The following is a 12,913-nucleotide window of genomic DNA, read 5'->3' as shown; positions in this document are numbered from 1 at the left end:
CTCAGGAACCGAGCAGGAGTTTCTTGCCTGCCGCAGCGATCCACGAGCCCTTGTTTTCACGCGGCTCGGCACCGCCGGTCTGCAGCAGCTTGTAGGAATCGGCGTACCACTGGCTGTCGGGATAATTGTGGCCGAGGACGGCAGCCGCCGTCTGCGCCTCGTCGACAATGCCCATGGCGTAATAAGCCTCGACGAGACGCGCCAAGGCCTCTTCGATCTGGTTCGTATTCGGATATTTCTCGACGACGATGCGGAAGCGCGAGATCGCGGCGAGATATTCCTTCCGCTCCATGTAGTAGCGGCCGATCTGCATTTCCTTGCCGGCGAGCTGGTCCCGCGCAAAGCGGATCTTGGCCTGGGCGTCGTCGACATATTCGGAGTTCGGATAATTGTCGATGACGGCCTGCATCGCTTCGATCGTCTTGGCCGAGGCGCGCTGATCCTGGGTCACGTCGACGATCTGCTTGGAATAGGTGAGACCGATGAGATACTGCACATAGGCCGCATCCTGTGATTTCGGATATTGCGACATGTAGCGGTTGCCGGATGTAAGCGCATCGTCCAGGCGGCCCTGGCGGTATTTGACGAAAGTGCTCATGACAAGCGCCTTGCGCGCCCATTCGGAGAACGGGTTCTCGCGGTCGATGGCGTCGAACTTGCGCGCCGCTTCCGCCATGTTGCCGGCCTTCATGTTGGCAAGGCCCTGTGTGTAGAGCACATCCGGCGGATCGGTTTCGAGGCCGAGCTTGGTGATGTCGATATCGGGATCCGACTGGCAGCCGGATATCGAGGCGCCCGCGCTGAGCACCAGAAGCGATGCGAACAAAGCACGCGCTGTCTTCATCATACCGTCAGATCCTGCATAACCCATTCGAAAGAACCCCACTGCCGCCGCTCGCTCCACGGCAGCCACGCCTCGCTGCCGTTTCTAGCCATAAATGTGCATCAAGAGCAACGCAATGATAAGGCATTAACGCATTTTTGTGGCAGCAGCCGGGGAATGCCCGGCTTTTCCTCTTCTTCCCCGACCTGTGGCAGTAAAGCATCTGACCCGGCGGACATAAAAAAACCGCCTCCGGGAAAGAGGCGGCCTGGTCTTGAGAATATGCTGGAGGTCATGCCGACCAGGGAGCGAATCCGGAAGCGCTGACCGCGATCAGTTCGCGGGCGGCGACACGCTGGCGCGGCGTCGACGTCTCCACAACCTCATAGGCGGAGGGATCGGCGAGCAGCGCCTTCAGCGCATTGGCATTCATCTTATGGCCACCGCGGTAGGACCGGTAGCAGCCGATGAACGGCGCGCCGGCAAGCGATAGATCACCGACGGCATCAAGCGTCTTGTGGCGGACGAATTCGTCCTTGGCGTAACGCAGCCCTTCGACGTTGATGACGGTATTGTCGTCCGAGATGACGACGGAATTTTCGAGCGAGGAGCCGAGCGCGTGGCCCGAAGCCCAGAGACGCTCGACATCGCGCATGAAGCCGAAGGTGCGGGCGCGGGAAAGCTCGGCCTTGAAGACGGCCGCGGTCATGTCGCCGGCCCACTTCTGCCGGCCGATCAGCGGGCAGTCGAAATCGATCTCGACCTCGAAGCGCGTGCCGTCATAGGGACGGAATTCGCTCCAGGAGCCGCCATGCTCGATTCGCACCGGCTTGGTAATGCGGATATAGCGGCGCTTGACGCCAAGCGAGACCAGGCCGACCTGCTCGATCGCCTCGACGAAGGGCAGCGAACTGCCGTCCATGATCGGCATTTCGGAGCCCTGCACCTCGATCACCACATTGTCGAGGCCGAGCGCATAGATCGCCGCCATCACATGCTCGATCGTCGCGACCGAATGGGCGGGCGAGAAGCCGAGTACGGTGCAGAGGTCGGTATTGCCGACCTGCGAGGAGACGGCCTTGAGTTCGGTGATATCGCCATTGGCATGCATGCGCTGGAAAATGACGCCGGTATCCGATTCGGCCGGGTTCAGCGTGATCGAGACATTAGCACCCGAATGGACCCCGATGCCCGAAAGCGTCACGGGACGCGATACCGTCGTTTGAAAACCCAGCAAGCCAATTGCCATAAATTCTGCCTTTATTCTTCCGCACCGGCAGTCTGCCCAATCGGCGCGGTCATCGTTCATTCTGTACAACGAGCCTGTCAAAAGGACTCGTGGGGCAGTTTCCTTGCACCATACTTACGTGCCCCGGCGCTCCAATCCAAATCACTGTTTCTTTCGCTTTGTAACGAAGTCACACGATTGAAATCGCTAGCGAATCACGGACTGAAAAACAGCAATGCCCGGGACCTTGATCCCGGGCATGAACGGTGCAGAGTTAGCCGCTCAATTCGACTGGCGACGCAGGAATGCCGGGATTTCCAGCTGGTCGTCTTCCTGCATCATCCGCGCCTGCGGAACCGCCCTGCCCTGATCATCGAGATTGCCGCGACGCGGTGCGTAGAGGCTTGCTTCAGGCGACAGCGGACGGCGCTGCTGCGAAGCGGCCGGCGGTGCGGCGGTCATGTCGGCGGCCACGGCTTCGTCGTCGCGACGGCCGAGCGAATTGGTGATTCGCTTGAGCAGGCCCATCGGACCGCGCTCTTCCGCTGCATGCGCGGAAGCCGGCTGCGTGCGGTGGTCGAGTTCGGCCTGGACGACCGGCGGGAAATCCTCGACCTTCGGCATGCGCATCGGTTCGGGCGCCTGGCGGATGATCGGCTCCTGCCGGACCGGCTGCTGCTGGACGGGCTGGCTCACGATCGGCTGGCTCATGACGGGCGCTGGAGCCTGCTGCTGCACCTGGGGACGCGTGACGGGAGCTTCCGGAGCAGGCGCGAAAATCTTGCTCTGCGGACGGAAGGTTTCCTGCTGTACCACTGGCTGCTGTACCGGGGCGCTGGCACGCGGGGCCGGGAATTCGAGTTCGCGTTCCATCTCGGCTTCGCGGATGGTCTGCGCGATCGGATCCACCACCTTCGGTGCCTGCATCACGGGGGCAGGCTGAACTGCGGCCGCTGCCGGAGCAACAGCCGCGGAGGGACGGATAGCAGGCCTTGCGACCGGCTGAACGTTGCGCTCGGCGGCTTCGCTGATCGCCCGATCGATGCCGGTTGCGACGACCGAGACGCGGATGATGCCCTCAAGCGATTCGTCGAAGGTGGCGCCGAGAATGATGTTGGCGTCGGGATCGACTTCCTCGCGGATGCGGGTCGCGGCTTCGTCGACTTCGAAGAGGGTGAGGTCGCGACCGCCGGTAATGGAGATCAGCAGGCCCTGGGCGCCCTTCATCGAGGTTTCGTCGAGCAGCGGGTTGGCGATCGCGGCCTCGGCGGCCTGCAGCGCGCGGCCGGAGCCGGAAGCTTCGCCGGTACCCATCATCGCGCGGCCCATTTCGCGCATGACCGAGCGGACGTCGGCGAAGTCGAGGTTGATGAGACCTTCCTTCACCATCAGGTCGGTGATGCAGGCAACGCCCGAATAGAGAACCTGGTCGGCCATCGCGAAAGCGTCGGCGAAGGTGGTCTTGTCGTTGGCAATGCGGAAGAGGTTCTGGTTCGGAATGACGATCAGCGTGTCGACAGACTTCTGCAGTTCCTGGATGCCCATCTCCGCCAGGCGCATGCGGCGCCCGCCTTCGAAATGGAACGGCTTGGTGACGACGCCGACCGTCAGGATGCCCTTGTTGCGGGCGGCCTGGGCGACGACGGGCGCTGCGCCCGTGCCGGTGCCGCCGCCCATGCCGGCGGTGACGAAGCACATATGCGTGCCGTTCAGGTGATCGATGATCTCGTCGATGCACTCTTCGGCGGCCGCGCGGCCGACTTCCGGCTGCGAACCGGCGCCGAGGCCTTCAGTGACGTTGGCGCCGAGCTGGATGACCCGCTCCGCCTTCGTCATCGTCAGCGCCTGGGCATCCGTGTTGGCGACGACGAAGTCGACGCCCTGGAGACCGGCGGTGATCATGTTGTTGACGGCGTTGCCGCCACCGCCGCCAACGCCGAATACGGTGATGCGCGGCTTCAGCTCTGTGATGTCAGGCTTTTGCAGCTTGATGGTCATGGTACCTGTTCCTTCTCTCTCTGGCCGCATCGCCACGCCGGCCAATCACTCAATTTCAGAAGCTTTCCTTCAGCCACTGGCCCATCCGGGCTATGCGGCTGTTATTTCCACCAAGCGACATGAGCAGACCGCTCTGTGACGCATGTGTCTCCATGTCCGCGACCTGCGGATAGATCATCAGGCCGACGGCCGTCGAAAAAGCCGGGCCCTTTGCCGCCGTCGGCAGTCCCGAGACGCCCATCGGGCGGCCGATGCGGACGTTGCGGGCAAGAATGCGCCGCGCCACATCGGCAAGGCCGGTCAGCTGGCTCGCGCCGCCGGTCAGGACGACGCGCTTGCCGACGATCGGGCTGAAGCCGGAGCGCTGGATGCGGTCGCGGATCAGTTCCATCGTTTCTTCGATTCGGGCCGAAACGATGCGCGAAACCAGCGCCCGCGGCACCTGCGACGGCTGGTCGCGATCATCCTCGCCGATCGGCGGAATCGAGATCAGCTCGCGCTCGTCGGAGGAATTCGAAAGGGCCGTGGCATGCACGACCTTCAGCCGCTCCGCATCCTCGATACGGGTCGAAAGGCCTCGCGCGAGATCGGTGGTCACGTGATGGCCGCCGAGGCCGACGGCATCCGTATGAACGAGCTTGCCTTCGGCAAAGACCGAGATCGTCGTCGTGCCGCCACCCATGTCGATCGCAGCGCAGCCGAGCTCGACTTCGTCATCGACGAGAGCCGCCAGGCCGGATGCATAGGGCGTCGCGACGATGCCCTCGACCGACAGATGCGCGCGGTTGACGCTGAGCTCGAGGTTCTTCAGCGCCGAGCGCTCTGCGGTGACCACATGCATATCGACGCCAAGCGCATCGCCATACATTGCCAGCGGATCGCGAATACCGCGCTCGCCGTCGAGCGAAAAGCCGGTTGCTAGCGAATGCAGCACCGAACGATCCTGGCGCAGCGACTGCTGGCAGGCGGCCGACAGTACCTTCTTCAGATCGTTGAGTTCGACTTCCTGGCCGCCGAGATCGATCGTGGCCGTGTAAATGTCACTGCCGAGGCGGCCGGCCGTCAAATTGACGATCAGGCTCTCGACAGTCAGCCCGGCCATGCGCTCCGCCGCGTCGACGGCGAGGCGAATGACGCCTTCCAGCGCGTCGAGATCAGCGATGACGCCGGTCTTGATGCCGCGGGAACGCTGGTGCCCGATGCCGATGATCTCGATATTGTGCGTGCGGCCCGGCAGGATCTGGCTTTCCTCGCGCGGCGTCAGCCGGCCGATCATGCAGACGACCTTGGTCGAGCCGATGTCGAGCACCGAAACGACATGCGACCGCTTCGACGAAAGCGGCTTCAGGCGCGGCAATCCGAAATGGGATGAACCGAACAAGCTCATATATTCTGCCCCGCCTTCTTCAATTCCTTGGTGCGCTCTGTCACAGCCGTCTGACGGCGGACTGCCGCCTCCGGCGTCAGCTGGATTGCGGTTCTATCGGACAGCCTGAGATCGACCGCGGCAATGTCCCGCTCCAGGAGCTGATGCTCCTTGTCGAACTTCGAAAGCGTCGCCAGCGCCTGGTCGATACCGTCTTCCGGCAGCTTGACGACGACGCCGTTATCCATGTGCAGATCCCAGCGACGGCCTGATATCCAGACATAGGCCTTCACGCGGGCCTTGACGTCGGGCCACTTCGAGAAGGCGTCGTCGAGCGACGCCGCCGCCGTCTCCGCATCGCGGCCGACGACGAGCGGCAGCGACGAAAACTTGTTGTCGCGCAGCGGCGCAATGACGCTGCCGTTCTTTTCGATCAGCGAAAGCTCCTGCCCGTGCTGCCAGATCGCATAGGCCTGACGCTCCTTGAGCTTCACCTCGATCGTCTTCGGATAGATCTTGCGAACCTCGACACTTTCGACCCACGGAAGATGCGCGATCTTCCGGCGGGCGGCATCGACGTCGAGGGCGACCAGCGAGGTCGTGCCGTCGAGGCCGATCAGTTGCAGGATCTCGATTTCGGACGTCTCCGAATTGCCGGAAACCTTCACGTCCTCGATCGCAAAACCCGCCGCCGTCGTCGTCGCCTGCGCAACGGCTTCGGTGTGGCCGCCGAGCGACATGCCGTAAAGCCCGGTCGCAGCCAGGAAAGCCAGCGCCGAGATCGTGCCGGTATGGGCCGGGATGTAGATGCGGCCGCTGCCGAGGCTGATCAGGAAACGGGTAACGCGGCGCAGCGGACGCGGCAGGACGAATCGCTCTTCGGCTTCCATGACCGGAAGCACGGCATGATGGCTGGGGCGCCCTATCCTCTTTACTGTCAACGCAAACAAGACGCGTCCTCCACCATCCACCGGAGAAACTCACCAAAGGAATAACCGGCATGACCGGCCATTTCGGGCACAAGCGAGGTTGGAGTCATGCCTGGCTGGGTATTGACTTCCAGCCAGATGATTTCGCCGTCTTCGGAGAAACGATCGTCGTAACGAAAGTCGGACCGACTGACGCCGCGACAACCGATTGCCTGATGCGCCCTTAGGGCCAATCTTTGTATTTTTTGGTAAATATTCGGTGAAATTTTTGCCGGGATGACGTGTTTTGAACCGCCGGCTGCGTACTTGGAATCGTAATCATAGAAATTGTGTCCCTGCGGCACCACCTCGGTGACGCCGAGCGCAGTCTCGCCCATGACGCCGCAGGTGAGTTCGCGGCCATAGACATAGCGCTCGACAAGCACATCCTCGCCGTAGCGCCACTCGGTGGAGCTGACGACTTGCGGCGGATGCGCCTGATCTTCCGTGACGATGACGACGCCGAAGCTCGACCCTTCCCGCACCGGCTTCACCACATAGGGCGGCTTCATCGGATGCGTCGAGGGAAAGGCGAAACGGTTGATCACCTGCGATTCGGCGACCGGAATGCCGGCAGCGGCGGCAACAAGCTTCGCCTTGTCCTTGTCCATTGCCAGCGCCGAGGCAAGCACGCCCGAATGCGTATAGGGGATCTCGAGATATTCGAGGATGCCCTGAATGGTGCCGTCCTCGCCGAAGGGGCCATGCAGCGCATTGAAGACCACATCGGGTTTCAACGCGGCAAGCTTTTCGGAAACGTCGCGCGCCACATCGATGCGTGTCACTTCGAAGCCTTCCGATTCGAGGGCTTCTGCGCAAGCCTTTCCCGAGGAAAGGCTGACAGGCCGTTCCGAGGAAAATCCGCCCATCAGGACAGCGACATGCTTGCGACTCATCAACACCCCCAAAAAATAACTTTCATTCTCGAAATCGACGCTTGCGCGAAGCTGTCTGCGCCGTTTCGGGCCTTTGTCCGACCTGCATGCATTAGAGCATCATTATGGTTAATGAAGTGTTTACTTTCGTTAACTTCTTCTTCCCAGGCGCAGCATTTGTCCGTGCCGCGCACTTCATTTTTCGAAGCTTCACGTCTTCGAAGTTTCAGGGTGGACATCTCAGCCGATCTGTCAAAACGGAAAAGCCCGCATGGAAAAACCACGCGGGCTCAACGGGATAGCCTCCTGCCTTGTGGTCAGTCGGCGTCGTCGAGAAACTTCCACACGAGCCCCCCGAGCACCCCGCCCGCAAGCGGTGCAATCCAGAACAGCCAGAGCTGCTGCAATGCCCAGCCGCCGACGAAAAGCGCCTGGCCGGTGGAACGCGCCGGGTTGACCGAGGTATTTGTCACCGGGATAGACACGAGATGGATCAGCGTTAGCGCGAGGCCGATCGCAAGTGGCGCGAAGCCTGCAGGCACGCGGCTGCTGGTCGATCCCAGGATGATGATCAGGAAGAACATGGTCAGCAGCACTTCGATCAGCAGTGCCGAAAGCAGCGAATAACCGCCCGGCGAATGATCGCCATAGCCGTTGGCGGCAAAGCCGCCAAGTTCGAAACCCGCCTTGCCGCTGGCAATGAGATAAAGCAGTGCGGCCGCAGCAACAGCGCCAACAACCTGGACGACGATATAGGGAAGCAGGCGTGCCGCGGGAAACCGCCCGGCGACCGTCAGGCCGAGGGAGACGGCGGGGTTGAAATGACCGCCCGAAATACCGCCCACGGCATAGGCCATGGTGAGCACGGTCAGGCCGAATGCAAAGGCCACCCCGACAAAACCGATGCCCAATTCGGGATAGGCCGCGGCAAGGACGGCGCTGCCGCATCCACCAAAGACAAGCCAGAACGTGCCGAGAAACTCCGCAACAAGACTCTTTCGCATGCGCACCTCCTAAATCTCAACCAGAGAGTTTATAGGGAATCTGCTACAATTCGAGTCCGGTCAAGCTGGTGAGAAATGCTGCGGCAAGCTTCGCGCAAGGATCGAGAAACTGTGCATCCGAGGAAAACAGCCAGCGCGGCTTTTTTATTGATGCCGTCGGCACTTCCGGCTAACCCGAGCACTCAAGGTCAAGCGGGGAACAGATCATGCGATGCCTCATCACCGGCGCGGCCGGCTTTGTCGGCGGGCCTCTCGTCGAAAGACTGCATGGCGAGCGGCTGTGGGAGCTTCAGGTGACGACGCGCTCCGCAGCCGCCGGCTTTCCGGCAGAGGTGCGGCATTTCCCCATCGAAATATCCAGCGAAACAGACTGGACGGCCGCTCTCGACGGTGTTGACGTCGTCGTCCATCTCGCCGCCCGGGTGCACATCATGAATGACCGCGCGGCCGATCCTCTGACGGAATTCCGCCGGATCAACACCGCCGCCACGCTCAATCTCGCCGAGCAGGCCGCACACGCCGGGGTAAAAAGGTTCGTTTTCATCAGCAGCATCAAAGTCAATGGTGAAGAAAACGACCGGCCCTTCCGCCACGACGATACGCCGATGCCGCTTGATCCCTATGGCGTTTCGAAGTTGGAAAGCGAAATCGGCCTGCATGAAATCTCAGCCCGAACAGACATGGAAGTCGTCGTCATTCGCCCGCCCCTCGTCTATGGGCCTGGCGCCAGGGGCAACTTCGCCCTGCTCGTCGGACTTGTCCGGAAGAAGATACCGCTCCCCTTCGCATCGCTGAAGAACCACCGGACACTGGTTGCGCTTCCAAATCTCGTCGACCTGATCGTCACGGCCATGACGCATCGGGATGCGACCGGCCAGACCTTTCTCGCCGGTGATGGAGAAGATCTCTCCACACCCGGGCTCATCGAAGGCATTGCCGCGGGCTTGGGCGTCAAACCGATGCTGCTTCCCTTCCCTCCCGCCTTGCTGCAGTTGGGTGCGAAATTGACGGGAAAAGACGCGGTCTACCAGCGTCTTTGCGGTTCCCTGCAGGTCGACATATCCCACGCCCGCGACGTGCTCGGCTGGTCGCCCATCGTCACGCCGCGCGAAGGTTTGAAGCTCGCCGTGCAGTAAAAAGCTATTCGCTGGTGACACCGTGGAACGGGCGCACTTCGCGGCCGGGCATGAAGACGCCGAGGCGCTTGATTTCCCATTCGAGCTTGATGCCCTCTTTCTCGAAGACCTCGCGGCGCACCTGTTCGCCGAGATATTCGAGATCGTAGCCGGTCGCCTGCCCCATGTTGATCATGAAGTTGCAGTGAAGCGACGACATCTGCGCTCCGCCGATGACGAGACCGCGGCAGCCTGCCTCGTCGATCAGTTTCCAGGCCGAATGGCCGGCAGGGTTCTTGAAGGTCGAGCCGCCGGTCTTTTCGCGCACCGGCTGCACCGTCTCGCGATGATTGCGCACGGCGTCCATCTCGGCGCGGATCTGGGCGCGCTCCTCCGGATAGCCCTCGAACAGCACGGAGGTGAAGATCAGCTCGCTGGATGCGGTCGAATGACGATAGGAATAGCCCATCTCGGCATTGGACAGCACGTGCCTGTTGCCCTTGCGGTCGACCGCGTTGACCTCGATTAGCCGCTCGCGGGTCTCCACGCCATTGGCCCCGGCATTCATGCGCGCTGCGCCGCCGATGCTGCCCGGAATACCGTAGAAGAAATGAAAGCCGCCGATGCCGTTATCCATCGCCATCGCCGCCACATGCTTATCGGGGCAGATGCTGCCGGCCAGAATGCGGTTTTCGCCGGCAAGCTCGACAAAGCCGAAGCCCTTGGCGGACAGGCGCAGCACGACGCCGGGAATGCCGCCGTCGCGCACCAGGATGTTGGAGCCGACGCCGATCACGGTCAGCGGCACCTCTTCCGGCAAGATTTTCAGGAAGGCGACGAGATCGTCGATATCATGCGGCTGGAACATCAGCTCGGCGAGGCCGCCTGCCCTGAACCAAGTGACGCGGTCCATGCGGGCATCCGGCGTGATGCGACCGCGGATATCCTTTACACCGTCTCCGAGAGACGCGAGAAGCTTTTCCCCATTCACCTGTTTCATACGGACTTTCCCGATAGGCCTTCCAGTTGCTTGGGCAGCGCCGCCGCCCAGGATGTGATGCTCCCAGCCCCCAACAGAACCACGAAATCGCCAGGCTTTGCAACCTCCGCAACCATCTGCGGCAGAAGCTCTGCCGAAGTGAGAAAGCGAGCGTCGCGATGGCCGCCGGATTTTATCCGCGAGACCAGCGACACGGAATCGATCCCCGCGATCGGATCTTCGCCTGCCGCATAGACCGGCGCCAGGAAAATGCTGTCGGCATCGTTAAAGCAGGCGGCGAATTCCTCGAACAGGCTTGCCAGGCGGCTGTAGCGGTGCGGCTGATGGACCGCGATGATGCGCCCCTTGCAGGCTTCGCGGGCAGCGCGCAGCACCGCCTTGATCTCGACCGGATGGTGACCGTAATCGTCGAAGATCTGCACCCCGTTCCATTCGCCGGTCAGCGTGAAACGGCGCTTGACGCCGCCGAAGGAGGCAAGCCCCTTGGCGATATCGGCGCTCGATATGCCGAGCCGGTTGGCTACGGCGATAGCCGCCGTGGCGTTGGAAATATTATGCCGCCCGGGCATCGGCATGACCAGCCCCTTGAGCTCGATCACCTGGCCGGTGCGGCGGCGGCGGATTTCGACGTCGAAGATCGAGCGTGTGCCGTCGATGCGCACATTCTTGAAGCGTACGTCGGCCTGCGGGTTCTCGCCATAGGTGATGATCTTGCGATCCTCGATGCGGCCGACCAGCGACTGCACCTCGGGATGGTCGAGGCACATAACGCCGAAGCCGTAAAACGGCACGTTCTCGACGAACTGCCGGAAGGCGGCGCGCACGGCGTCGAAATTGCCGTAATGGTCGAGATGCTCCGGGTCGATATTGGTGATGACGGCGACATCCGCAGGAAGTTTCAGAAACGTGCCGTCGGATTCGTCGGCCTCGACCACCATCCACTCGCCCTCGCCCATGCGGGCATTGGTGCCGTAGGCATTGATGATGCCGCCGTTGATGACGGTCGGATCGAGCCCGCCGGCTTCGAGCAGGGTGGCGACCAGCGAAGTGGTCGTCGTCTTGCCATGCGTGCCGCCGATGGCGATCGCATTGCGGAAGCGCATCAGCTCGGCAAGCATTTCGGCGCGGCGCACCACCGGCAGCAGCTTTTCGCGGGCGGCGATCAATTCCGGATTGCTCTTTTTTATCGCCGTCGAGACGACGACGACTTCGGCATCACCCAGGTTCTCAGCCCGATGGCCGACGAACACCTCGATGCCCTTGTCGCGCAGGCGCTGGACATTGGCGCTATCGGCCTGGTCGGATCCCTGCACCTTGTGGCCGAGATTGTGCAGCACCTCGGCAATGCCGCTCATGCCGATGCCGCCGATGCCGATGAAATGAACGAGACCGATCGCCTTCGGCAGTTTCATGCGCGTGTCCTCTTCAATTCCGCAATTGTCCGTCCGGCGGCAATAGCCTCAACCATGTCGGCAAGCAAGTTCGCGGCATCGGGTTTTCCGGCGAGTTTCGCCGCCGCTGCCATGTGCGAAAGCTTTTCCGGATCGTTCATCACAGCCGTCAGGATCGCCGCGATCTTCTCCGGCGAAAGCTCGGATTGGGCGATCACCTTCGCTCCGCCGGTCGCAGCCAGCGCTGCCGCATTCGCCGCCTGGTCATGATCGAGAGCGTGCGGGTAAGGCACCAGCACCGCCGGCCGACCAATGACGGAGATCTCCGAAACCGTCGAGGCGCCCGAGCGGCAGATGACAAGATGGGCCTTCGCCAGCCTCTCCGCCATGTCGGTGAAGAAAGGCGCGATATCGGCCCCCATCTCCAGCTTGGCGACGCAGCCGCCGACCATCTCCATATCCTCGGGACGCACCTGCTGGGTGATGCGCAGTCGCAGACGCAGCGCGTCGTCAAGCAGGCTAATCGCCGTCGGCAGCGCCTTGGAGAAAAATTGCGCGCCCTGGCTGCCGCCGAAGACGACAAGATTGAAGGCTTCGCCGGGATGCGAGCGCGTATAAGGCACCTCGGCGGCAGCGATGATTGCCGGGCGGACCGGATTGCCTGTCGTTACGGTCTTGTCCGGGAAGGCGCCGCCCCCCTCAGGCAGGAAACCGCCGGCAATCCCCTGTACGCGGGTCGCCAAGGCCTTGTTGGCACGGCCCATCACGGCATTCTGCTCGTGGATCATCGCCGGCACGCCAAGCCTTGTCGCGGCAAGCAGCGGCGGCACTGTCGGATAGCCGCCGAAACCGACGACGATGACGGGCTTCAGCCGCTGGATCAGCTTCTTTGCGGCCCGCATGCCGCTCCAGAGCGTCCACAGCGAACGGGCGACGGCGACCGGGTTCTTCGAGCCGATCGTCGCCGACGGCACGACATGGATCTCTTCGGCCGGGAACTTGCCGGCATACCGCTCGGCCCGGCTGTCGGTGACGAGATGCACCGAGTAGCCGCGCTCCTTCAGCTTGAAGGCCAGCGCCTCCGCCGGGAACACATGGCCGCCGGTTCCCCCGGCGGCAAGCAGCACGATGCCTTTGCTCATGGC

Annotated in this window: 11 protein-coding genes; 1 reads left to right on the top strand and 10 read right to left on the bottom strand. The window is 62.3% G+C overall.

Going from position 1 to position 12,913, the window contains the following annotated elements; genetic code table 11:
* Nucleotide 1: 1 nt before the first annotated feature.
* The 7 genes from OS035_RS27205 to aqpZ all read right to left on the bottom strand — a co-directional run bounded on the left by OS035_RS27205 (nt 2) and on the right by aqpZ (nt 8,262).
* A complete protein-coding gene (locus tag OS035_RS27205; protein ID WP_172643284.1) occupies nt 2-871 on the bottom strand; it encodes an outer membrane protein assembly factor BamD in 870 nt (289 codons plus the stop codon).
* A 244-nt stretch (nt 872-1,115) separates the two neighbouring features.
* Complete coding sequence (gene lpxC / locus OS035_RS27200) at nt 1,116-2,072, bottom strand: UDP-3-O-acyl-N-acetylglucosamine deacetylase (protein WP_097628252.1); 957 nt, start codon at nt 2,070-2,072, stop codon at nt 1,116-1,118.
* A 261-nt stretch (nt 2,073-2,333) separates the two neighbouring features.
* Complete coding sequence (gene ftsZ, locus OS035_RS27195) at nt 2,334-4,049, bottom strand: cell division protein FtsZ (protein ID WP_097628251.1); 1,716 nt, start codon at nt 4,047-4,049, stop codon at nt 2,334-2,336.
* A gap of 55 nt (nt 4,050-4,104) precedes the next feature.
* Nucleotides 4,105-5,436 (bottom strand): cell division protein FtsA, encoded by a 1,332-nt coding sequence (ftsA, locus tag OS035_RS27190; RefSeq protein WP_003565034.1) that lies wholly within the window; start codon nt 5,434-5,436, stop codon nt 4,105-4,107.
* The gene (locus OS035_RS27185) at nt 5,433-6,365 is read right to left on the bottom strand and encodes a cell division protein FtsQ/DivIB (protein WP_097628250.1); all 933 of its coding nucleotides are present in this window, start codon (nt 6,363-6,365) and stop codon (nt 5,433-5,435) included. The genes ftsA and OS035_RS27185 overlap by 4 nt, the downstream gene beginning before the upstream one ends.
* Complete coding sequence (locus OS035_RS27180) at nt 6,353-7,279, bottom strand: D-alanine--D-alanine ligase (protein ID WP_097628249.1); 927 nt, start codon at nt 7,277-7,279, stop codon at nt 6,353-6,355. Before OS035_RS27180 ends, OS035_RS27185 begins: the two co-directional genes overlap by 13 nt.
* 296 nt (nt 7,280-7,575) lie before the next feature.
* Nucleotides 7,576-8,262, bottom strand: coding sequence for an aquaporin Z (gene aqpZ / locus OS035_RS27175; protein WP_097628248.1), 687 nt, complete (start codon nt 8,260-8,262; stop codon nt 7,576-7,578).
* A gap of 206 nt (nt 8,263-8,468) precedes the next feature.
* Between aqpZ and OS035_RS27170 the strand changes: the two genes are divergently transcribed.
* Nucleotides 8,469-9,398, top strand: a complete 930-nt coding sequence (locus OS035_RS27170) for a UDP-glucose 4-epimerase family protein (RefSeq protein ID WP_097628247.1) — start codon at nt 8,469-8,471, stop codon at nt 9,396-9,398.
* A 4-nt stretch (nt 9,399-9,402) separates the two neighbouring features.
* On the opposite strand, the gene murB is transcribed toward OS035_RS27170, so the two are convergent.
* Genes murB through murG form a run of 3 tightly spaced genes read right to left on the bottom strand, consistent with a single transcriptional unit; the run spans nt 9,403 to nt 12,910 of the window.
* Nucleotides 9,403-10,377 (bottom strand): UDP-N-acetylmuramate dehydrogenase, encoded by a 975-nt coding sequence (murB, locus tag OS035_RS27165; protein WP_331814261.1) that lies wholly within the window; start codon nt 10,375-10,377, stop codon nt 9,403-9,405.
* A complete protein-coding gene (gene murC / locus OS035_RS27160) occupies nt 10,374-11,789 on the bottom strand; it encodes a UDP-N-acetylmuramate--L-alanine ligase (RefSeq protein WP_003593362.1) in 1,416 nt (471 codons plus the stop codon). Before murC ends, murB begins: the two co-directional genes overlap by 4 nt.
* Nucleotides 11,786-12,910 (bottom strand): undecaprenyldiphospho-muramoylpentapeptide beta-N-acetylglucosaminyltransferase, encoded by a 1,125-nt coding sequence (gene murG, locus OS035_RS27155; RefSeq protein ID WP_331814260.1) that lies wholly within the window; start codon nt 12,908-12,910, stop codon nt 11,786-11,788. The genes murC and murG overlap by 4 nt, the downstream gene beginning before the upstream one ends.
* Nucleotides 12,911-12,913 lie beyond the last annotated feature (3 nt).

The sequence above is a fragment of the Rhizobium sp. 268 genome (assembly GCF_036571585.1).
Classification (GTDB): domain Bacteria; phylum Pseudomonadota; class Alphaproteobacteria; order Rhizobiales; family Rhizobiaceae; genus Rhizobium; species Rhizobium redzepovicii.
The sequence above is the reverse complement of the archived record's forward strand: the minus strand, read 5'-3'. Positions and strand labels throughout refer to the sequence as shown.